The sequence below is a fragment of the Blattabacterium cuenoti genome, from assembly GCF_014251655.1.
Taxonomy (GTDB): domain Bacteria; phylum Bacteroidota; class Bacteroidia; order Flavobacteriales; family Blattabacteriaceae; genus Blattabacterium; species Blattabacterium cuenoti_I.
Genome location: NZ_CP059225.1, coordinates 427,734 through 449,414, shown reverse-complemented (window position 1 = coordinate 449,414; position 21,681 = coordinate 427,734). Strand labels below are relative to the sequence as shown.

The window sequence follows — 21,681 nt, the reverse complement described above, 5'->3', positions numbered from 1 at the left end:
AAAGTTTTAATTTTTAATTTCTATAGAAATAGGTCTTCCAAAATGATTTATTCTACTCATTCCTACTAATATTTTACGTTTAAAACGTTTTTCTACTTCGAATAATGAGAAATTCGATAATATTTCTATATGACCAATATTAATACGTGAGTTGTTAACCGCTTGATTTATTAAATTAATTAATCCTAATTTTGTTAAATTATCTTTATATCCTATGTTCAAAAAAAGTTTAGAAAAAGATTCTTTTTTTAATTTTTTAGACTTTACAAAAGATTTTTTTTTTATTTTTTTTCCTAAATAAATAGGATTTATATCTTTAGAATCTTTATAATAATTTATAAATCGGTTAAACTCTATCCAAGAAAAACGTTTTATTAATTCTTCTTTATCAAAAAATTTTAAATTTTTTTGTATTTCAGGAATAAATCTTTTCATAAGTTTATCATCTACAACAACTTTTTTCACTCTTTCTATAAAATATAGTAATTGTTTTTCACATATTTCTTTTCCTGTTGGGACCATTTTCCTATAAAAATTGATTCCAATTTTTTTTTCAAATTCTTTTAAATTTCTGGTTTCTCTAGCATGTACGATACAAACAGAAATTCCAGAATTACCCGCTCTACCAGTACGACCACTTCTGTGTACATAAATTTCACTTTCTTTGGGGATATTGTAATTGATTACATGAGTTATATTATTTACATCTAGACCACGAGCAGCTACATCCGTAGCTACTAAAAATTGTAAATTTTTATTTCTAAATCTATTCATGACATATTCACGTTGTGTTTGCGAAAGATCTCCATATAAAGCATCCGCGTTATACCCATCTTTTATTAAATATTCAGCTATTTCTTTAGTTCCTTTTTTTGTACTACAAAATATAATTCCATAGATTTCTGGATTTATATCTATAATTCTTTTTAAAACTAAATATTTTTTTCTTAATTGATCTACTATATAGTAGATATGTTTTACATCATCAGATCCAACATTTTTTCTTCCAATAATGATTTCTACAGGATCTTTTAAGTAAGTGTTTGCTATAACGTTCATATACTTAGACATGGTAGCAGAAAAAAGAAGACTTTGTCTTTTTTTTGGCAATTGAGCTATTATATAATCTAATTCTTCTTTAAAACCCATATTCATCATTTCATCTGCTTCATCAAGTATTAAATGTTTAATTTCATTAAGAAATAATTTTTTTCTTTTTATTAAATCAATTATTCTTCCTGGAGTCCCTACTATAATATGAGTTTTTTTTTGTATAGATTTAATTTGATATTCTATATTAACACCTCCATATAAAGGAATAATTCGAATCGATGATAAAAATTTAGAAAAACGACAAAGATCACGTGTTATTTGTATACATAACTCCCTTGTAGGACATAAAATTAAGGATTGAGGTTTTTTTAATTCAAAATTAACTTTTTGTATAATTGGTAAACCAAAAGCGGCTGTTTTTCCAGTACCGGTTTGAGCTAATGCGATAATATCTTTATTTGAAGCAAATAAAAAGGATATCACCTTCTTTTGTATTGGTGTTGGATATTTAAATCCAATCTCTTCTAGAGATTGAAGAATTTTATCGTTAAAAAAATTGTATTCTTTAAATGTTTTCATACAATAGTAAATAACAAATATAAATAATTATTAGTTACAAACTATGAAGGATTAATTCTATTGAATATTAGTTATTTGTTATATTTTTTTTATAAATCTTTTAGTTATAATTTCATATCTCATAAAAAGTAATATAGCTGATAGAGTAAGTCCTAATCCTAATCCAATCCAAACGCCTATCCCTCCTATTTTAATAGATAAAAACCAAGCTGTAGGTAAAGCAATAATCCAATAAGAAAAAAAACTAATCCACATAGGAATGTGAACATCTTGCAATCCTCTTAAAGCTCCAAGAATAATTCCTTGTAATCCATCAGATAATTGAAATAATCCAGCAATTATAATCATTTTTTTTGCAAGTAAAATTACTTCTTGATCATTTATATATATATAAGTAATTTTACTACGTAAGTAGATAAGGAAAAAGCTACAAATTAGCATGAATATAATCCCCATAAAGAAAATAGATTTTCCTACCATTCTTAATTCGTAATAATTTTTTAAAGCTAGCTGATTCCCTATTCTGATTGTAGCTGCCACAGAAAGACCAGTACTGAGAAGAAAGATAGAAGAAACTAAATTAATAACTATTTGATGAGCAGCAAGTACTTTAATTCCACATTTTCCTGATATGAACGAGGAAACAGCGAAAGCACTCATTTCAAATAACATATGTAATCCGGAAGGAATCCCTATTTTTAGTATTTTTTTTATGTATTTTTTCTTTATAAAAAAAAAATTCAAGTAATGATAATAATAATGTACTTTTTTATATCTGTATAACAGTATAAAAATTCCTATTACCATTATGGTACGAGATATTAAAGTAGCATAAGCTACTCCTATTATCCCTAATTTACAAAAACCAAAAAATCCATTGGTAAATATGTAATTTAATATTATGTTAATGAAAGCTGCAATCCAAATAACAATAAGATTTGGATATACCAGAGATAACCCTTCGGAAAATTTTCTAAAAACTTCAAATATCATCCATGGAATAAAAGAAAAAGCAATAATCTTCAAAAAATAGATGGTTTCATTTAAAATTTCTTTAGGTTGTCCTAAGTAAGGAAAAATGTAAATAAATACATATATTAATCCATACATAAATATGGATAAAAAAAAATTTATAATTAATCCATGATAAAAAATAATAGCACCTTTTTCATATTCTTTTTTAGCATCTATAGATGCTATTAAAGAAGAAATAGCAGTAGAAATTCCTAATCCAAAAATAATCGTTATAAAAAAAACGGAATTAGCTAATGAAACAGAAGCTAAAGCTTTTTTTCCTAAAAAACCTACCATTAAGTTATCAGATAGACCTATACATATTACTCCTAATTGGGAAAAAATGACAGGAAAAGCTAATAAAAAATTTTTTTTGAAATGTACAGAATATTTATGTATTTATATTTTTTTTTTAATGAAAGGTAATTTTGTCATTGTAATAGGAACTTTTTTTCCTCTTATCAAAATATAAACAAATTTTTTTTCTTTTTTATTATTATACAAATATCCTAATCCTATTCCTTTTTTTAAAACCGGAGAAAAAATTCCAGACGTAACATTTCCAATAATAATTTCATTTTCATCTATTAATGGATAATTTTTTCTGGGGATTTTACCTTTTTTTTCTACAATAAAAGATATAAATTTTTTATATTTTCCTTCTTTTTTTTGTATTTGTAATTTTTTCTTTGCAAGAAATTCTTTTTTTTCGAACTGGACAATCCAAGATAATCCAGCTTCTATAGGGCTTATTTCTTCAGAAAGATCTTGTCCATATAAACGATATCCCATTTCTATTCTTAATGAATTTCTACTTGCTATTCCACAAGGAATTATTTTATATTCTTTTATTTCTAATATATCATTCCATATTTTTTCTACATATTTATTAGGTACATAAATTTCTACTCCTTTAGATCCTGTATATCCTGTACAAGAAATTAATACTTGTTTTATTCCAGAAAAATCTCCTATCTCAAAATGATAAAAGGGAATTTTATGTAACGAAATATTTGTTAATTTTTGAATATAATATAAAGATAATGGACCTTGAATAGCTAAAAGAGAATATTCTTGAGAAAAATCTATGAATTCTATATTATCATACAATATATTCTTTTTTATATGTGAAATAATCCATTGTTTATTTTTTTCGATATTAGCTGCATTAACTATAAGTAAAAATTTATTTTCCGAAATTTTATAAATCACTAAATCATCTATGATTCCTCCATTATCATTAATTAAACAAGAATATTGGGCTTGTCCTATTTTTATTTTAGATAAATCATTTGTGGTTAAATACTGGATTAAATCCATAGCGTATTTTCCTTTCAAAATAAATTTTCCCATATGACTCACATCAAAAATACCAGCTGTATTTCTAACTGACATATGTTCTATTAAAGAAGAAGTGTACTGGAGTGGCATACAAAAACCTGAATAATTAATCATTTTTGCCCCTAACTTCACATGGTTTTTGTATAAACTAGTTTTTATCAATTTTTTATGATTTTCCGTCATATTCAACAAAGTTATTTTTTGTTTCGTATAAAGTTATTTTTAAGTCTAAATAAGATGATATTCTTTGATTTATTTTATTCCACATAAAAATCACAATATTTTCCATAGTTGGATTAATAGAATAAAATTCTTTTATATCCAAATTAATATTTTTATGATCAAAAAGTTCTTCTATTTCTTCATGAAGAATATTTTTTAATTTTTGTAAACTAAAAACAAAACCAGTTTCTATATCTATTTCACCGGTTATACTTGTGATATATTCATAATTATGTCCATGATAATTTAAATAAGCACATTTTCCAAATATTTCTATATTTTTTTGATAATCCCAATGATTGTTATAAAGCCTGTGGGCTGCACTAAAATGACCTTTTTTGTTTATGGTAGCTTTCATTATTTTAATAGTTGATTTATATAATTTTTAAGAATAATTTTTAGCCATATTGTATAAGAATCTGGGTTTATATGAACGTTTTTAATTAATTTTTTTAAAGGAATCCATTTCCAATTTTCAACTTCTTTGTAATTTATAGTTGGATATTTATCGTAAAAACCTAAAAAAACATGATCTAATTCGTTTTCTATCAATCCATTATTGAAATATTCATGATAAGTAAAACTAAATTTTAGTTCTAAAAAACAATCAAAACCCATTTCTTCTATAAGACAACGATGTGCCGCTTCTAAAACCGATTCATTTTTTCTAGGATGACTACAACATGTATTGGTCCAAAGTAAAGAAGAATGATATTTTGTTGAAGATCTTCTTTGCAACATTAAATCATTTCTGAAATTAAAAATGAATACAGATACAGCCCTATGAAATAAACCTTTTACATGTATTTTATATTTTTTTTCAAATCCAACAATATTGTTTTTTTTTCCTATTAAAGGAATACAATAATCATTATCCATATCTAAATATTAGTTTTTTTTTGATAAAAATAAAGTATCGTAAATTAGTTATATATACTTTTTTAATAGTAGGTATTTTTCCATGATGAAAAAAAATATTCATAATCTTTTAAATGAATTAAATAATTTAACAAAAAATACACTGATAAGTATTATGAATATCAGGTTTATTTATCTATCTACAAAATTAGATATATTAATTGCAAAAATGCCTATCAATAAGAATATACTACAACCTTTTGGTTATCTTCATGGAGGAGCTATAATGACATTATCTGAAAGTGTAGGAAGTTCTATATCTTTTATTATTAATAAAGAAAAAAATAATAATATGAATATTTTTAATATAGAAATTTCTGCAAACCATATTCGTAGTATAAAAAAAGGATTTTTATTTTCTAAAGCTAGAATAGTTCATAAAGGAAAAACTTTACATATTGTTCAAATTAACGTTTATAATGAAAAAAGAAATATCATTAGTTTTTGTAAAATGACGAATATGTTAATACAAAAAAAATAGTTTTTATGATAAAGAAAATCAGTATTTTTTCGTTATATAAAAAAATTATAAAAAATTATTGGATACGTAATAATTTTGTCATTTTTAGAAAACCTTATGAAAAAAAAATTTTTTTTTATTCTCATTATCCAAATAATGGAAAAGAATTTTTTTTAATTCAAGATTTTGATCATAATTACACAATAAAAATAAAACCAAAACATATCTATTTTGTAGATATACAAAAATTAGAAAATAGATATAATGACTATTCTTCTTCTTATTATGAAAGAAATTCTTCCCTTTTAATTTTATCTTCTGCATATAAAAATATAATTAAAAAAGCAATTGAAAATATAAAACAAGGTTTTTTTCAAAAAGTAGTATTATCTAGATCTATAAAAATTTCTTTTCATATTATTGATTTAAAAAAAACCTTTCAAAAATTAGTATGTTCTTATCCTAATACTTTCATTAGTCTTTGGTATAACGTAGATCATGGATTTTGGATAGGATCATCTCCAGAATTATTAATGAAATGTCATAAAAAAAAATTTAAAACATCAGTTTTAGCAGGAACGATTTGGGGAAATCATCAATGGACTAAAAAAGAAATAAAAGAGCATCAAATCGTAGTAAAATACATATCCCAATTATTATTACAATCTTATAAAGGCCATATTTATTTAGAAAAAACTAAAATTATACGAGTAGGTCATTTAACACATTTAGAAACTCCAATTTTTTTTTCTTTTTTTGAAAAACCTAACTATTATGAATTATTAAATTATATGCATCCTACTCCTTCTATATGTGGATTTCCAAAAAAAGAATCTTTAAGTTTTATAAATAAAAACGAAGGGTATGAAAGAAAATTTTATGCAGGATATCTTGGAACTGTAAATGAAAAAAATATGGAATTATATCTTAATTTAAGATGTGCAAAAGTTAAAGAAAACGAAATAACTTTATATGCTGGAAGTGGAATCACTATAAATAGTAATATAAATCAAGAATATGTAGAAACAGAAAATAAAATAAAAAATATTTTGTCTCAACTCTTTTTTAAATAATTTTTTTTTTTTCTATGAAAAGGTCTTATAATTAAACGTACACTTTTATTATAATGAAAGTATTGAATAATCCAGTTTGTTAAAGCTATTACTCTATTTCTAAAACCTACTAAGCTTACTAAATGAACAACCATCCAAACTATCCATGCTAAAAAACCTTTTAATTTAAAAAAAGTAAAATCACATACAGCTTTATTTCTACCAATAGTAGCCATAGAACCTATATTTTTATAGACAAAAGGTTTTATTATATTTTTTTTTGATGAAAAAAGATTAAAATTTTTTGCTAAATAATTACCTTGTTGTATAGCAGGTGGTGCAGTCATAGGGGGTCCACTAGGATAAGAATTCATATAAGCAACGTCTCCAATTGCAAAAATATTTTTGTATCTAATAGCTCTAAGATAATTATCTACTAAAATTCTATGGTGTTCTATATCTTCTTTTAAAAACCCTTTAATTAAAGCTCCTTTCACTCCAGCAGCCCATATTACATTATCAGATTCTATTTTTTTATTTTTTTCCATAAAAACGATTTGACCATCATAATCTTTAACTAAACAATTTAACCAAATATTAACTCCTAATTCTTTCAAATTTTTATAAGCTTGTTCTGATGATTTTTTAGACATTCCATCTAATAACCTAGAAGTAGCTTGTAGTAAATGAATATTCATTAATTGTATATCTAAATCTGGATAATCATGAGGTAATACATATTTTTTCATTTCAGCTAAAGCTCCAGCCAATTCGACCCCAGTAGGGCCTCCTCCCACAATTACAAAAGTCATAAGTCTTTTTCTTTCTTGGTCATCTTTCTTTAGTAAAGCCGATTCAAAATCTTGTAAAATAAGACTTCTAATATTTAAAGCTTCTGGAATAGATTTCATTGGAAATGAGAAATATTCAATATTCTTGTTCCCAAAATAATTAGTAATTGATCCAGTAGCTACAATTAAATGGTCATAAGATAAATAACCTACATTTGTATATATTTTTTGTTTTTCTGTATTGATATAATGAACGTTTGCTAATCTGAAAAAAAAGTTTTTTGTTTTTTTAATAATATTTCTAATAGAATGAGCTATAGAATCTGGTTCTAATCCCGCTGTAGCTACCTGATATAATAAAGGTTGAAAAGTATGATAATTATTTTTATCTACAAGTACAACTTGAAATTTGTCCTTTCTCAGTTTTTTGGCTACTTGTAACCCAGAAAATCCAGCTCCAATAATAACGACTCTTTTTAGATTATTTACTGTTGGAATATTCATAGTCAAAAATTTGACACATAAGCTAATTTATATATATTTTTAATTGAAAATAATTTTGTTTAAAAAAAAGATTTTATGACTTATTATCTGATTATAGGAATCACTTTTTTAGTGAGTATTATTGTAAATACAATTTTAAAAAATAAATTTATAACTTATTCTAAACTTCGCTTACATTCTACTAATATGAGTGGAAAAGAAATAGCTGAAAAAATGTTAATAGATCATGGAATTTATGATGTTAAAGTACTTTATACAGAAGGAGACTTAATGGATCATTATAATCCTTTGAACAAAACAATAAATTTAAGCGAAAAAGTTTATTACGAAAGTAGTACAGCTGCTATAGCCGTTGCTTCTCATGAATGTGGCCATGCTTTGCAACATAAATTAGGTTACAATTTATTAAAATTTCGTAATCATTTAATTTCTATTTTAAACTTTAGTTCCATATTTATTAATCTAGCTATAATATCTGGATTAACCCTTTTTTATAATTCAGGAGGTAATAACTCTTTTATCCTTCAATTAGGAATTGGTTCCTTCTTCTTAGTTGTATGTTTTTCTTTTATAACATTACCAATAGAATTTAACGCCAGTAATAGAGCTTTAAATTGGATGAAAAATAAAAATATAGTTAATTATCAAGAATACCAAAAAGCAAAAGAATCCCTTAATTGGGCGGCTATGACTTATGTTGTTTCTGCTTTAGGAAGTTTAGCACAACTATTATATTTTTTATCTATGTTTACAACAACGGAAAAAGAAGATCACTAACTTGAATTAGTTTTTTTTTTCTTTCTTCTAACATTTTTTGAATTTGGTCGAAGATTCCCATAAGTTTTATTTCTTATTTTTCCTCTTCTTGTTTTTTTATCTCCTTTTCCCATAATGAAATAAGTTTTTGAATAATTTGTGCATTCTATCGGCTTCTTTTTGAAGATAAGCTTTAGAAAAATGGTTTTTAATGATAATATTAGATTTTTTCTTTCTTTTTTGATTAGACATTTGATTTTTCAAACGATTGATAATTTGATTTTTATTTAAATTATCTCTTTTTATTATTCTTTCAATCATTTTTTCCATTGGAGATGTTATAGTTATAACTAAATCACATTTTTTATAACTTCCACTTTCAAATAAAAGAGCAGATTCTTTGATTACATATAGAGTTTTTTTTTTATATATAGAAGAAATCCAGTTTCTAAAATCTATTGAAATACATGGATGAACAATAGAACCTAATAATCTTAATGCAATAGGATTTTTAAAAACTATTTCAGATAAATAAGATTTATTAATTTTTTCTTTTTTATTATAAGAATTTCTTCCAAAATATTTTATAATATTTTCTTTTATAACTCTTTTTTGGTTCATTAATATTTTTCCTCTTTTATCCGAATAATAAACGGGTATTCCTTTTTTTTCAAAAAAAGAAGAAAATAAACTTTTTCCTGATCCCATTTTTCCTGTAATTCCTATCAACATAAATTTCATTTTTTTTCTTCATGATTTTTATTATATCTTAATTGAGTTAACTCTTTAGAAACTGTATTTTTTTCAAGTTTTATTTTTCCTGTAATTGTTTCTAATACACAAAAAGTATCTGTTATATCTATAATTTTTCCGTGTATTCCTGAATTTGTTACTATATAATTTCCTTTTTTCAAGTTTTCTTGGAATTTTTTTTCTGTTTTCTGTTTTTTTATTTGAGGTCGTATCATAAAAAAATAGAATATTATGAAAATTAATGCAAACATGCAAATAGTATTTGCAATGGAATTTTGTTGTAAAAACATACAATAATATTTTATTAAATAATAAGATAATAAATTCATTTTGTAAGTCCCTTTCCTTCTTTAAATATTTTATTTTTTTTATGTAAAAGTTTAAAGATTTGATCTAATATTCCATTAATAAAAATTTTACTTTTTTCCGTACAAAATATTTTTGTAATTTCTATATATTCATTCATGGTAGCTTTTGGAGGAATATTAGGAAAATACAAAAACTCACAAATAGACATTTGCAAGATGATTAGATCTATAACTGATATTCTTTTTATATCCCAATTATTGGATATAGTACTAATCAAGTCATTAAATTCTTTTTTGTGAAAAATTGTATTTCTATACAAATCAATAATAAATTTGATATTTTCATTGTTTTTGTAAATATTGTATAATCTAAAATTAGATGGAGTGGAATGTTTGATAAATTGTAAAGTTTTACAAACCATGGAGTGAGCTATACATAAGTTTTCTTGTCCATTTATATATAGATCTTCTGCATATCCTATTAATTTTTTATTGGGAATAATAAAATTTTTATAGTATTTTATAATAAATTTTTTTTCTTCTTCAAAAGAAGAAGATGGATGGTCAAAATATTTTTTACATAGATGAGATGTATACATTACTTGTAGTAAGTCTTGTAGTAATACAAAAAAATATTCATCCTGTTTTTTCCATAATATTTTTTCTTTTTTTTCTGAAGAATAATATTCTTGTATCAAGTATTCATTATTGGATAATATTTTTATAACGGAATTACATGCGAATTTTTTTTGTATAAAATTTTTATTATTTCCGTTATTTGTTAGAATACTTTCACGTATTTTTAAAATCAGACAAAGAAGACTAATATATAAATTATGTAATTCTTCAATGCTTTGAAGCATATTTTTTTCTACTTGATTAGAATCCATTTTGGATAAATGTTGAGCATACAAAAATTGTAAACTTATTATCCTGAACTTTCGTCTTATGGACATTTTATTTTGATAATGTTAATTTATACTATATTACAAAATAAGGTTTTGTAACAATTATATAAATAAAAAATTAAACTGAAAAAGTTTGTATTTTTGTATGTTATATGGTTGGGTTATTTGCTTTTAGCAAAAAATATTGTAAAAGATATAGATTACGTTTTTGTATAGGGTTCTTATTAATTCTGATTTCAAATATTTTAACTTTATTTCCTATTCCTTATATAGGAAAGTCTATTGACACAATAAAAAATTTATTGATAAATTTTTCAAATACATCAAATTCTTTTTTTTTAAAAAAAAATATTTGTATTTATACCGGGATAATATTAATGGTTCCTATTGTAGGAGGATTCGTCAAGTATCATATGCGACAATGTATTATTACTACTTCTAGAATGATAGAATTTGATATAAAAAATGAAATTTTTTTACATTATCAAAAATTGAGTTTGTCTTTTTATAAAAAGAATTCAACAGGAGATTTAATGAATAGACTAACAGAAGATGTTTCTTTTATAAGACAGTACATAGGTCCTGGAATTATGTATTTTGTTAACCTTGTAGTTTTATTTTTTATGGTTTTTATACAAATGTTTCGAATTAATCAAATGTTAACTTTTTATGTAATTATTCCTATACCTATTCTTTTTATTTCTATTTATTATATTAGTATTCATATTACTAAAAATAGTGAGAAAGTTCAAAATTATCAATCTCTTATATGTTCTTTTATTCAAGAAACTTTTTCTGGAATTCATATCATTAAATCATTTGTATCAGAATCCTTTTTTAAAAAAAAATATAAAAAAATTATATTAAAATATCAAAAAAAAAATATAGAACTAGCAAAAATTGATACAATTTTATCTTCTATTATCCTATTTTTTATAGGAATTAGTCATTTATTAATTCTTTTTTTTGGAGGGAAAAAATATTTTGAAGGAGAAATAAAAGAAATCGGAACTATTGCTGAATTTCTTACATATATTAATATACTTATATTTCCTTTCATTATATTAGGATGGGTCGTATCCATTGTGGAAAGAGCTAAAGTTTCACAATTTAGAATAAGCGAATTTTTAAAAGAAAAACCTGAAATTTTTAATAAAAATTTAATAAAAAAAAAAATTATTGGAACAGTTCAATTTAAAAATGTTAGTTTTATTTATTATAACAAACTAAAAAATAAAAAACTAATAATTAGAAAGATATCCTTTATTTTAAGAAAGGGAAAAACTATGGTTTTAACAGGAGAAACAGGATCCGGAAAAACAACAGTAGGAAGATTAGTTTCACGTTTATATGATCCATATAAAGGAGAAATACTAGTAGATAATTTATCTTTGAAACATCATAATTTATATGATTTTAGAAATAACATAGGGTATGTTCCTCAAGAATCTTTTCTTTTTTCAGACTCTATTTATAATAATATTGCTTTAGGAAGTATAGAAAAAGTAACTCCATGCTATAAAGTATATGATGCTGCTAGAAAAGCAATGATAGAAGATGATATTCTGAGTTTTAAGAATGGATATAAAACAGTTATAGGAGAAAGAGGAATTACTTTATCTGGAGGACAAAAACAAAGAATATGTATAGCTAGAGCACTTATTAGAAATCCAAAAATACTTGTATTTGATGATAGTTTTTCGGCTATAGACCAAAAAACTAGAAAAAAAATTATTTGTTGTATAAAAAAGGAAATGAGAAATACCACTATTATGATCATTACTCATGATATTTCTTATATATCTGATTTTGATTTGTTTATTGTATTAAAAAATGGAAAAATATCAAAAATAGCAAAATAATAATATTTTATTATAAAAATTTTTTTTGAATTAAAAATAGGAAGATCCATTTTTTTTTTTAGATTTGCTTAAATATAGGATTATAATATTTTATTGAAATGGACGAAAAAGAAAATACTAAAGAAAGAAATGAAATTTGTTCAAAAACTCTAAAAACTGGAAGTCGTACATATTTTTTTGATGCCAGAGAAACAAGAGCAGGAGATTATTATTTAACTATCACTGAAAGTAAAAAAAGTTTTACCGAAACTGGAGAAATTACTTACAAAAAACATAAAATTTATTTGTACAAAGAGGATTTTTCAAAATTTCAGAGTATACTTGATGATATGATTCGATTTATTATTAATGAAAAAGGAAGAGAAGTTATTTCGGAACGTCATCAAAAGGATTTTAAAAATCATATGACCTATAACCAAGAATCTAAAGAAGTAAAAAAGAAAACATCAGAAATAAAAAATTTCACGAATATTAATTTTGAAGATATATAATAATTATAATCAAAGGTTGATTTATGGATGAGATTATATGTTGATTTATGGATGATTATATAAATATAATGAATGATATTACTACTTTCATATTTGATGTAGATGGGGTATTGACGAATTGTACTTTAAGTCTATTTCCATATGGAATGGTTCGTCAAATGTTTGCTAAAGATGGATATGCTATGCAGTTAGCAAAAAGGAAAGGGTATAATTTATGTATTATTACTAGGGGTTCTGATATAATGGTTTTTCGTCGTCTAAGAGGACTGAATATACGTTACATTTATCAAGGTGCAGATAATAAAAAAAAATATTTAGATGAATATTGTAATATTCTCAATATTACTAAGAAAAAAATTCTTTATATGGGAGATGATATCCCAGATATAGAAATAATGAAATCTGTAGCTTTACCTTGTTCTCCCATAGATGCTGTTCAAGAAGTAAAAGATATATCTAAATATATTTCTCCGAAAAAAGGAGGAAGAGGATGTGTAAGAGACGTGATCGAACAAACTTTAAAAATCCAAAAAAATTGGTTTTAATAAAAAAAATAGTGTCCTAAGACACTATTTTTTTTATTTCTATTTACATCATTCCTCCCATTCCACCTCCTCCAGCTCCTGGCATTGGAGGTGATATGTTTGGTTCCTCTTTCTTTATTTCTGTTACAACGCATTCAGTAGTTAATAACATACCGGATACTGAAGCTGCATTTTCTAATGCTACTCTGGCTACTTTAGTAGGGTCTATAATTCCTTCTACAATCATATTTTTGTATTCTCCAATTTTAGCATCATATCCAAAATCTCCTTTTCCTTCAGCTACTTTAGCTACAACTACAGATCCTTCTCCACCTGCGTTAGCTACAATCTGACGTAAAGGTTCTTCTAAAGATCTTCTTACTATTTGTATACCTGTATCTTGATCAGAATTATCTCCTTTTATATGATCCAATGATTTAATAGCACGAACTAAGGCTACCCCACCTCCTGCTACAATTCCTTCTTCTACTGCAGCTCTTGTTGCATTTAAAGCATCATCTACACGGTCTTTTTTTTCTTTCATTTCTACTTCAGAAGCGGCTCCAACATAAAGAACGGCTACTCCTCCAGCTAATTTAGCAAGACGTTCTTGTAATTTTTCTTTATCATAATCTGACGTTGTAGATTCTATTTGTGCTTTAATTTGATCGACACGTGCTCTTATATCTTTTTTATTTCCTCCTCCATTAACAATAGTGGTATTATCTTTATCTATAATGACTCTTTCTGCTTTTCCCAGCATATTTAATTTTACGTCTTCTAATTTACTTCCTGTTTCTTCAGAAACAACAGTACCACCTGTTAGAATAGCTATATCTTCTAACATAGCTTTTCTTCTATCTCCAAATCCAGGTGCTTTTATAGCTGCTACTTTTAGAGTTCCTCTAATTTTATTTACCACTAATGTGGCTAATGCTTCTCCTTCAACTTCTTCGGATATAATGAGCAAAGGTTTACCAGATTGAGCTACAGGTTCTAATATAGGCAATAAATCTTTCATTGCCGCTATCTTTTTATCAGATAATAAAATCTGAGGTTGATCAAATTCTGTGATCATTTTTTCAGTGTTTGTCACAAAATATGGAGATTGATAACCTCTGTCAAACTGCATCCCTTCTACTACATCTACGGATGTATCTGTCCCTTTAGCTTCTTCTACTGTAATAACTCCTTCTCTTCCTACTTTTTCAAAAGCATCAGCTATTAAAGCTCCAGTTTTTTCATCATTATTTGCAGAAATGGAAGCTACTTGTTTTATTTTTTCTGTATTTCCTCCTACTTCTCTGGATTGTTTTCTTAAATCAAAAATAACTCCTTCCAAAGCTTTATCTATCCCTCTTTTTAAATCCATAGGATTTGCACCAGCAGCTACATTTTTTAATCCTTCTCTAACAATAGCTTGAGCCAATACAGTAGCAGTTGTAGTCCCATCACCTGCTACATCGTTAGTTTTAGATGCTACTTCTTTTACCATTTGAGCTCCTAAATTTTCTATAGGATCTTCTAATTCAATTTCTTTTGCTACAGTCACCCCATCTTTAGTTACTTGAGGTCCTCCAAACGATTTTTGTAGTACTACGTTACGACCTTTTGGTCCTAAAGTAACTTTAACTGCATTAGCTAATGCATCTACTCCTTTTTTTAATTTATCCCTTGCTTCAATATCGAATTTAATATCTTTTGCCATAATTTTTTTAGATTTTTTTATTAATATATGATCATATAATAGCTATTACATCAGATTCTCGCATAATGAGATATTCTTCCCCTTCCCATTTTAATTCTGTTCCAGAATATTTTCCGTATAAAACTCTATTTCCTTCTTTTAGAATCATAGGTTCATTTTTTTTTCCTTGTCCTACTGCTATTATAGTTCCTTTTTGTGGTTTTTCTTTTGCTGTATCAGGAATAATAATACCTGATTCTGTTTTTGTTTCAGCAGGATCAGGTTGAACAAGTACACGATCTGCTAAAGGTTTAATTTTTATATCCACCATATTATAAATTTTAAGGTTAACGATACTACCCGTTCAAAGCCAAAAACATGCCAAATGAGAAATAATTGAATTTTTTTCATTTAAGTAATGTTAAATGTCAATATGGCAGAAAATATTCATTTTATTATTTTGATTTTAATATTAGATTGAAAAATAAAGTTAGAAGAAATATAACTGCAGATAAAAACCAAGTTATATTTTCAAGAAAAGTATTTGTTCTTTTTACTCCAAAAAATCTAAAATCTTTTTCCATAAAAGTATGATGAATACTTTCTTTTTTAGGATTTTGTATTAAAATAATTAACATAAGTAGAAAACATGTTATAATAATAAAAAATCCGAATATAGTTATAAATAAATCTTCCATATTTTTTTGATCACTTATTATTATCAATAAATATTTTTTTATATACTTGTATTGTTAGTTTTTCAATAACCTTATCAAAAGTTTCTTTTAAAAAGAAATTTTTTTTGTGATAGAATTCTTCTGAAACTATAAAGCATTCTTCCCAATTTTTTTTAGGATTAAAATTATCTATATAATATATTTTAGCTGTTATTTTAATTTTTTTTAATGGATAATTATTTGTAGGAATAATTGCATAATCTAAAAATATTCCTTCAACAAGGATATCTCCATTTTTTAATACTAAATTAGAAGGACTATGCTTCATAATGTAATCTTCAAGATATTTCTTAAAATCAAAAGCAATAGATCTTCTTGGTAGATTTATTTTTTCTGAAAAATTACCTATTTCTATTGTTTTTTTTGTATTAAAAAATGAAGGAATAGATGGATGATAACAATTTACAAAAAATAAGAAAATGAATAAAAAAAAATTTTTTTATAAACCATACTGTTTTATTTTTCTATATAATGTTCGTTCTGAAATTCCCAATTCTTTTGCTGTTTTTTTTCTTTTTCCATTATTTTTTTTCAGAGTTTTTTGAATAAATTCTATTTCTTTTTTTTGTAAAGAAAAAGAAGGTAATTCATTTTTTAAAGAATCTTCTTCTACTTCTTCATATTCATAATCTAAATTTTCATTTAAAGATAATTTGGAAAAATCTTCTAATTGAAAAATGGAATTATCTCTATTGTTATTATGGATTATTTTACCGAAAACTTTTTCCATAAGTTGTTGGTTTTTTTCAAAAAATCTGGGATCAAAACGGTTTTTTATTAATTGTAAAGTAATATTTTTTAAATTATTAAAATTTTCTTTCATATCAAATAAAATTTTATAAATAAAATCTCTTTCTTTGGAGAAATCATGAAAAGAAGAATGAGAAAAAGATATTGAGGGAAGATTATCTGGAATGTATTCTTTTAATTTATCTACACAAATTTCCCGTTTTGTTTCTACAACAGCAATTTGTTCTGTCATATTTTTTAATTGCCTAATATTACCAGGCCAAGAATAGTTTTCTAAATATTTTAAAGACTCTTTAGTAAGTCTAATAGGAGGCATATGGTATTTTTCTGCAAAATCATTGGAAAATTTTTTGAATAAAAATTGGATATCATTTTTACGATAACGTAAAGGAGGGACATTAATTTGTACTGTATTAAGACGATAATATAAATCTTCTCTAAATTTTCCTTTTTGTATAGATTCTATCATATTTAAATTAGTAGCTGCAACAACTCGTATATTGGTTTTTTGAATTTTAGAAGATCCAACTTTAATAAATTCTCCAGATTCTAAAATTCTAAGAAGACGTACTTGTGTAGTTAATGGAAGTTCTCCTACTTCATCTAAAAAAATAGTTCCACCATTTGCTCCTTCAAAATAACCTTTTCGCATACTAGTAGCTCCTGTAAAAGATCCTTTTTCGTGTCCAAAGAGTTCACTATCTATAGTTCCTTCCGGAATAGCTCCACAATTAACAGCAATATAAGAATGGTGTTTTCTACAAGAAAATTGATGAATAATTTTTGGAATAAATTCTTTTCCTACTCCGCTTTCTCCAAGAACTAAAACAGAAATATCGGTAGGGGCGACTTGTATAGCTTTTTCTAATGCTCTTTGTAAAGTATAATCATATCCAATGATTCCAAATTTTTGTTTTATATTTTGGATAGACTCCATATTTTTATTTCTTTATTTATTAACAAATTAAACCTATTAAAGTTGCAGATGTATTTTTTATTATTTTTACATGAACTAATTCTCCTATTTTAGAAGATTTTTTTGGAAAAACAACAATAATATTCTGTGTATTTCTTCCGTACCAATATTGATCATTTCTTTTCGATTTTCCTTCAATTAAAATTTCTTCTACATTTCCTAAATGTTTTTTCATTCTTAAGTATGAATGATTTTTTTGTAAATTAATAATTTCTTTTAATCGCTTTTTTTTTATATTGATAGGAACGTTATCTTCTAATTTTTTATATGCATAAGTTCCGGGTCTAGGAGAATAGAAAAACATATAACCGTAATCATATTTTACTTCATTCATTAAACTGATAGTCTCTTGGTGGTCGCTTTCTTCTTCGTTACAAAAACCGGTCATAATATCATGAGAAATAGAGCATTCAGGAATTATAGTTCTAATTTTTTTTATTAAAATAAGATATTCTTCACGGGTATACTTTCTATTCATTAATTTTAATATTTTATTACTTCCGGATTGTACAGGAAGATGAATATGTTTACAAATGTTGGGATTTTTAGAAATTACTTTCAATACTTTATCTGACATATCATGAGGATTAGATGTAGAAAATCTAATTCTTAGGAAAGGGTTTTCTTTAGCTATAAGATTTAAAAGATCAGAAAAATCTATATTTTTTTTCATATTGAAATTTTCTGTCCATTGGTAGGAATCAACATTTTGACCTAATAGAGTCACTTCTTTATATCCATTTTTATATAAACGTTTGCATTTTTCTATTATAGAATTTGGACTACTACTTTTTTCTCTTCCTCTAGTGAAAGGAACTATGCAGAATGTACACATATTATTACATCCTCGTGTTATACTTAAAAAAGTTGTTACTTTATTTTCATTTATATGAAATGGTTTTATATTTTCATATGTTTCATTTCTATTTATAGCATATAAGTATCTTTTTCCTATTTTTGCATGATAAATGATATTAGATATTTCTTTATAAGAATTAGGATTTACTATAAAATCTACTTTTTTTTCTTCTATAAGAAAATTTTCCATTTGTTTAGAAAAACAACCTATAATTCCAAACATAATTTTTTTCTTTTTTTTAAGAAATTCTAATTGTTCTAGTCTTTTTTTGATAGTTAATTCTGCTTTTTCTCGTATAGAACAAGAATTTAATAATATAATGTTTGCTTTTTTTAAATCTTGAGATAAAAAATATCCGTTTTTTAATAATATAGAAGTAACGATCTCACTATCAGATACATTCATTTGGCATCCATAACTCTCAATATAAAAATTTTGATTTGATTTTTTTTCTTCCATTACATCTAATTTTTTTTTAGAATCAAATAAAGGTAAAAATAAAATGTCATTATGTCATCAAAGCTTTTTTATCATAAATGAAGAGTTTTTTTTGCTAAAAAAATCATATTTTTTTTACCAGTAGATTTTTCTTTAACATTAGATAGTTTTACTACTGATACCCATTTTTTTTCTGGAAGAGCTTGAACCATTTTTATAACAATATTCATATTAGGAGGACCTACATCATTAGTAAAATTAGTTCCTATTCCGAAAATAGGAATTATTTTGTTTTTGCAAAAAGAAGAAATATCAGCTACTTTATATGGATTAAGATTATCCGAAAATATAATTTTTTTTCTGATGGGATTTATTTGAAATTTTTTATAATGTTGAATAGTTTCTTTAGCAAAAAAAATAGGATCTCCACTATCATGTCTCACTCCTTTAAAAATACTAGATAGTTTTTTATTAAAGTTTTTGAAAAAAATTGATGAAGTATATGTATCAGATAAAGCGATCCCTAAATTTCCACCGTAAATGTTTAACCAATTTTCCATTGCTATACGATCTGCTTCATCAAATCCATATTTTGCTGCATGGAACATGATCCATTCATGGCCTTGGGTTCCTATTGGTTTGATTGAAAAAATATGAGAAAAATGAAGATTACTGCTTCCTATAAAAAAAGGATATCCGTATTCCATAAGTATTTTTAATACAAGTTTATGTACTCGATAGGAATATCTTCTTCTTGTCCCATATTCTCCTATTTGAACTTTTAATCTTTCATATTTTTTCAATTTTTCTTTAGTTAAAATGGTAATTTTTTTGTTTGATATTCGTTTTGCTCCTGTTAACTTATAATATAATTCAGAAATAATAGCCATTATAGGGACTTCCCATAAAATAGTTCTACTCCATAATCCTTCTATATTCATTTGAATATTCTTTCCTTTTTGATATATATTTACTTCTTTTGGATTATATTGATATTTATTTAAAAAATCTAAGTAAGAAGAATCTAAATAAGGACAATATTTTTCTAAATAAATTCTTTCTTCACTTGAAAGTTTTAGAAGAGACATTTTCTTCAAATTTTCTTTTAAAAGATATCCAAAATTTTTTGGAAAAGTATGTTTCCCTCGATTAATAAATTCATATTTAGCTTTTGCTAATGGAAATAATTTTATAACAGCATTTTGCATCGTGAATTTATAAAAATCGTTATCTAATAACGATGATACAATAGAAAAATTATTCATTAAAAATTTTCTTAAAAATAATTTCATTTTTTTAAGATAAAAAAAATGAACATTTTTCTTAATTTAGAATCAGAATTTTTTTTTGAATAAACCTTATTTAATTTTAATAATAAGTATGTATATTATATTTTTAGAAAAAATATTTTTCTAAATTTGCTTTTAAAACAATTTATTTTTAATATGGACAATACGAAATTATACGTAGGTAACTTATCATATGACATGACAGAACAAGAATTAAAAAAATATTTCGAATCTATAGGAGAAGTGACTCATGCTAAAATAATTTTTGATGAATCTACATCAAACAAAAGAAGCAAAGGATTTGGATTTATAGAAATGTCTAATGAAGAGAATGCTAAACAAGCTATAGAAAAACTAAATGGAACAGAATTTATGGGAAGAAATATTATTGTATCTATAGCTAGACCAAGAACAAAAAGATATTGATGTATATAATAATATGTTGTGGTATTATTATTCTTTTTTAATTAATATGCGTTTTTACATCTGTTTATATATTGCAAATGTAGTAATCTAATGAAAAAATTATATGGGACAGGTGTAGCGTTAGTTACTCCTTTTAAAAAAGATGGAAAAATAGATTTCAATGGACTTGAAAAGCTTGTAAGATATGTAGAAGATAATGAAGTTGATTATTTAGTGGTATTGGGTACTACTGCTGAGACAGCTACTTTAAAAGAAGAAGAGAAAAAAGATGTAATTGCATGTATTCAAAACGCAAATTATAAAAAACTTCCTTTATTATTAGGAGTAGGAGGTAATAATACAAAAAATGTTATAAAACAAATAAATAGCATAAAAAATGTATCAGATTTTTATGCTATTCTTTCAGTTTCTCCTTATTATAATAGACCTTCTCAAGAAGGAATATATCAACATTTTAAATCAATTGTAAATTGTACAGAAGCTGATATAATTATTTATAATGTTCCTAAAAGAACAGGATCTAATGTTTTACCTAATACTGTTTTACGTTTAGCTAAAAATTTTAAAAGAATAATAGGAATAAAAGAAGCTTCTGGAAATATATTACAGTCTTATAAAATTATTGAAAAAAAACCACAGAATTTTAGTGTCATATCAGGAGATGATTTTATCACTTTACCTGTTATATTAGGAGGTGGAGAAGGTGTTATTTCTGTAATTGCTCAAGGTTTTCCTAAACTTTTTTCTAGAATGATTTTTTTAGCAAGAAAGAATAGAATAGAAAAATCGTTTTCTATATTTTATGATATTTTTCACATGATAGATCTTATTTATGAAGAAGGAAATCCTACAGGAATAAAAACTCTTTTGAGTCTTATAGAAATATGTGATCCATATGTAAGATTACCATTATTGGTAGGAACTTCTACCTTAAAAAAGAAAATGTTACATTTATTAAAACAAATAAATTCATAAGAATCTGT

At 24.6% G+C, this 21,681-nt stretch carries 25 protein-coding genes; 8 read left to right on the top strand and 17 right to left on the bottom strand.

Going from position 1 to position 21,681, the window contains the following annotated elements; genetic code table 11:
- Nucleotides 1-6: 6 nt before the first annotated feature.
- From H0H63_RS02210 to idi, 5 genes are all read right to left on the bottom strand, one after another.
- Complete coding sequence (locus tag H0H63_RS02210; RefSeq protein ID WP_185858394.1) at nucleotides 7-1,632, bottom strand: DEAD/DEAH box helicase; 1,626 nt, start codon at nucleotides 1,630-1,632, stop codon at nucleotides 7-9.
- A 78-nt stretch (nucleotides 1,633-1,710) separates the two neighbouring features.
- Nucleotides 1,711-2,943, bottom strand: a complete 1,233-nt coding sequence (locus tag H0H63_RS02205) for an MATE family efflux transporter (RefSeq protein WP_238784392.1) — start codon at nucleotides 2,941-2,943, stop codon at nucleotides 1,711-1,713.
- A gap of 102 nt (nucleotides 2,944-3,045) precedes the next feature.
- Nucleotides 3,046-4,170, bottom strand: coding sequence for a glycine cleavage system aminomethyltransferase GcvT (gene gcvT, locus H0H63_RS02200; protein WP_185858393.1), 1,125 nt, complete (start codon nucleotides 4,168-4,170; stop codon nucleotides 3,046-3,048).
- Entirely contained in the window at nucleotides 4,154-4,567 is a 414-nt protein-coding gene (locus H0H63_RS02195; RefSeq protein WP_185858392.1) for a 6-pyruvoyl trahydropterin synthase family protein, read from the bottom strand. Before H0H63_RS02195 ends, gcvT begins: the two co-directional genes overlap by 17 nt.
- The gene (idi, locus tag H0H63_RS02190; RefSeq protein WP_185858391.1) at nucleotides 4,567-5,088 is read right to left on the bottom strand and encodes an isopentenyl-diphosphate Delta-isomerase; all 522 of its coding nucleotides are present in this window, start codon (nucleotides 5,086-5,088) and stop codon (nucleotides 4,567-4,569) included. The genes H0H63_RS02195 and idi overlap by 1 nt, the downstream gene beginning before the upstream one ends.
- A gap of 85 nt (nucleotides 5,089-5,173) precedes the next feature.
- Between idi and H0H63_RS02185 the strand changes: the two genes are divergently transcribed.
- A complete protein-coding gene (locus tag H0H63_RS02185; RefSeq protein ID WP_185858390.1) occupies nucleotides 5,174-5,608 on the top strand; it encodes a PaaI family thioesterase in 435 nt (144 codons plus the stop codon).
- Nucleotides 5,609-5,613: 5 nt separating this feature from the next.
- Nucleotides 5,614-6,660, top strand: coding sequence for a chorismate-binding protein (locus H0H63_RS02180; protein WP_185858389.1), 1,047 nt, complete (start codon nucleotides 5,614-5,616; stop codon nucleotides 6,658-6,660).
- Here H0H63_RS02180 and H0H63_RS02175 read toward each other — a convergent pair.
- Nucleotides 6,642-7,934 (bottom strand): NAD(P)/FAD-dependent oxidoreductase, encoded by a 1,293-nt coding sequence (locus H0H63_RS02175; protein ID WP_185858388.1) that lies wholly within the window; start codon nucleotides 7,932-7,934, stop codon nucleotides 6,642-6,644. The genes H0H63_RS02180 and H0H63_RS02175 overlap by 19 nt on opposite strands.
- Before the next feature lie 75 nt (nucleotides 7,935-8,009).
- Here H0H63_RS02175 and H0H63_RS02170 point away from each other — a divergent pair, with 75 nt between their 5' ends.
- Nucleotides 8,010-8,711 (top strand): zinc metallopeptidase, encoded by a 702-nt coding sequence (locus H0H63_RS02170; RefSeq protein WP_185858387.1) that lies wholly within the window; start codon nucleotides 8,010-8,012, stop codon nucleotides 8,709-8,711.
- Here H0H63_RS02170 and H0H63_RS02165 read toward each other — a convergent pair.
- The 4 genes from H0H63_RS02165 to nusB all read right to left on the bottom strand — a co-directional run bounded on the left by H0H63_RS02165 (nucleotide 8,708) and on the right by nusB (nucleotide 10,707).
- Complete coding sequence (locus H0H63_RS02165) at nucleotides 8,708-8,824, bottom strand: 30S ribosomal protein THX (RefSeq protein WP_185858386.1); 117 nt, start codon at nucleotides 8,822-8,824, stop codon at nucleotides 8,708-8,710. The genes H0H63_RS02170 and H0H63_RS02165 overlap by 4 nt on opposite strands.
- On the bottom strand, nucleotides 8,808-9,431 hold the full coding sequence (gene coaE / locus H0H63_RS02160) for a dephospho-CoA kinase (RefSeq protein ID WP_185858385.1): 624 nt from the start codon (nucleotides 9,429-9,431) through the stop codon (nucleotides 8,808-8,810). Before coaE ends, H0H63_RS02165 begins: the two co-directional genes overlap by 17 nt.
- Complete coding sequence (gene yajC, locus H0H63_RS02155) at nucleotides 9,428-9,658, bottom strand: preprotein translocase subunit YajC (RefSeq protein WP_394798814.1); 231 nt, start codon at nucleotides 9,656-9,658, stop codon at nucleotides 9,428-9,430. The genes coaE and yajC overlap by 4 nt, the downstream gene beginning before the upstream one ends.
- A 110-nt stretch (nucleotides 9,659-9,768) precedes the next feature.
- The gene (nusB, locus tag H0H63_RS02150) at nucleotides 9,769-10,707 is read right to left on the bottom strand and encodes a transcription antitermination factor NusB (protein ID WP_185858383.1); all 939 of its coding nucleotides are present in this window, start codon (nucleotides 10,705-10,707) and stop codon (nucleotides 9,769-9,771) included.
- A 104-nt stretch (nucleotides 10,708-10,811) separates the two neighbouring features.
- Between nusB and H0H63_RS02145 the strand changes: the two genes are divergently transcribed.
- From H0H63_RS02145 to H0H63_RS02135, 3 genes are all read left to right on the top strand, one after another.
- Complete coding sequence (locus H0H63_RS02145) at nucleotides 10,812-12,521, top strand: ABC transporter ATP-binding protein (RefSeq protein WP_185858382.1); 1,710 nt, start codon at nucleotides 10,812-10,814, stop codon at nucleotides 12,519-12,521.
- Between the two features lie 98 nt (nucleotides 12,522-12,619).
- Nucleotides 12,620-13,012, top strand: a complete 393-nt coding sequence (locus tag H0H63_RS02140; protein ID WP_185858381.1) for a DUF3276 family protein — start codon at nucleotides 12,620-12,622, stop codon at nucleotides 13,010-13,012.
- 47 nt (nucleotides 13,013-13,059) lie between these two features.
- The gene (locus H0H63_RS02135; RefSeq protein ID WP_185858380.1) at nucleotides 13,060-13,557 is read left to right on the top strand and encodes a KdsC family phosphatase; all 498 of its coding nucleotides are present in this window, start codon (nucleotides 13,060-13,062) and stop codon (nucleotides 13,555-13,557) included.
- A 43-nt stretch (nucleotides 13,558-13,600) separates the two neighbouring features.
- On the opposite strand, the gene groL is transcribed toward H0H63_RS02135, so the two are convergent.
- The 7 genes from groL to pncB form a co-directional block, all read right to left on the bottom strand.
- Entirely contained in the window at nucleotides 13,601-15,244 is a 1,644-nt protein-coding gene (gene groL / locus H0H63_RS02130; RefSeq protein WP_185858379.1) for a chaperonin GroEL, read from the bottom strand.
- 31 nt (nucleotides 15,245-15,275) lie between these two features.
- A complete protein-coding gene (locus H0H63_RS02125) occupies nucleotides 15,276-15,554 on the bottom strand; it encodes a co-chaperone GroES (protein WP_185858378.1) in 279 nt (92 codons plus the stop codon).
- Nucleotides 15,555-15,678: 124 nt separating this feature from the next.
- Nucleotides 15,679-15,861, bottom strand: coding sequence for a preprotein translocase subunit SecG (secG, locus tag H0H63_RS02120; protein ID WP_238784391.1), 183 nt, complete (start codon nucleotides 15,859-15,861; stop codon nucleotides 15,679-15,681).
- A gap of 70 nt (nucleotides 15,862-15,931) precedes the next feature.
- A complete protein-coding gene (locus H0H63_RS02115; protein ID WP_238784390.1) occupies nucleotides 15,932-16,228 on the bottom strand; it encodes a hypothetical protein in 297 nt (98 codons plus the stop codon).
- 171 nt (nucleotides 16,229-16,399) lie between these two features.
- A complete protein-coding gene (locus H0H63_RS02110; RefSeq protein WP_185858376.1) occupies nucleotides 16,400-17,647 on the bottom strand; it encodes a sigma 54-interacting transcriptional regulator in 1,248 nt (415 codons plus the stop codon).
- A gap of 19 nt (nucleotides 17,648-17,666) precedes the next feature.
- On the bottom strand, nucleotides 17,667-19,004 hold the full coding sequence (gene miaB / locus H0H63_RS02105) for a tRNA (N6-isopentenyl adenosine(37)-C2)-methylthiotransferase MiaB (protein ID WP_185858375.1): 1,338 nt from the start codon (nucleotides 19,002-19,004) through the stop codon (nucleotides 17,667-17,669).
- A 71-nt stretch (nucleotides 19,005-19,075) separates the two neighbouring features.
- Nucleotides 19,076-20,248 (bottom strand): nicotinate phosphoribosyltransferase, encoded by a 1,173-nt coding sequence (pncB, locus tag H0H63_RS02100; protein ID WP_185858805.1) that lies wholly within the window; start codon nucleotides 20,246-20,248, stop codon nucleotides 19,076-19,078.
- Nucleotides 20,249-20,428: 180 nt separating this feature from the next.
- Between pncB and H0H63_RS02095 the strand changes: the two genes are divergently transcribed.
- Together H0H63_RS02095 and dapA are read left to right on the top strand one after the other, a co-directional pair.
- A complete protein-coding gene (locus H0H63_RS02095; RefSeq protein WP_185858374.1) occupies nucleotides 20,429-20,698 on the top strand; it encodes an RNA recognition motif domain-containing protein in 270 nt (89 codons plus the stop codon).
- 90 nt (nucleotides 20,699-20,788) lie between these two features.
- Complete coding sequence (gene dapA / locus H0H63_RS02090; protein ID WP_185858373.1) at nucleotides 20,789-21,673, top strand: 4-hydroxy-tetrahydrodipicolinate synthase; 885 nt, start codon at nucleotides 20,789-20,791, stop codon at nucleotides 21,671-21,673.
- Nucleotides 21,674-21,681: the final 8 nt, after the last annotated feature.